This window comes from Rhizobium ecuadorense, assembly GCF_001187535.1.
GTDB lineage: Bacteria > Pseudomonadota > Alphaproteobacteria > Rhizobiales > Rhizobiaceae > Rhizobium > Rhizobium ecuadorense.
Map to the genome: position 1 here is coordinate 1 of NZ_LFIO01001861.1, position 487 is coordinate 487.

The following is a 487-nucleotide window of genomic DNA, read 5'->3' on the forward strand; positions in this document are numbered from 1 at the left end:
ATGGCGCTGTTTGCCGCGCAACACGGCATGATCTGGGTTGGTCTCGATCTGATGCCGGGCAACAGCAGCAGCACCGGCAGCACAGACGACCTCAACCGGCTCGGGAGCTGGCTTGGCGTCATGACCCAATCGAATGTTGATCAAGCGCCAGATATCACGCCGGCCGGAAGCGACCTCAACACCGCGGGCTACCTCGGTCGTCGCGTGGCCGAGACCGTGCGCCGGTTTCAACCCGCCTGATCCATCTTTCTCAACCAAGGAATTTTGCCATGAAACTGCTTTGCCTCGATATTCCCCAGCCTGGCGCTAGTCTGGAAAAGTACCAGCCGCATATGACGGATGAAGCCCGACACGCCTGGCAGATGTACAAGGGCGGCATCATCCGCGACATCTATTTTCGCCAGGACCGTCCGGGTGTCGCCATCATCGCCGAATGCGAGTCGGTCGAAGCCGCCAAGCAGGCCTTGAGCGAATTCCCGCTGGCCAA

1 protein-coding gene and 1 pseudogene are annotated in these 487 nt (G+C 60.2%); both read left to right on the forward strand.

Annotation, left to right across the window (positions count from 1 at the left end; all coding sequences use genetic code 11):
* Positions 1 to 240: pseudogene (locus AF337_RS39095) on the forward strand (flavodoxin family protein); the annotation flags it as partial.
* 29 nt (positions 241 to 269) lie between these two features.
* A partial coding sequence (locus AF337_RS39100) for a hypothetical protein (RefSeq protein ID WP_049736361.1) occupies positions 270 to 487 on the forward strand: 218 nt, incomplete at its 3' end.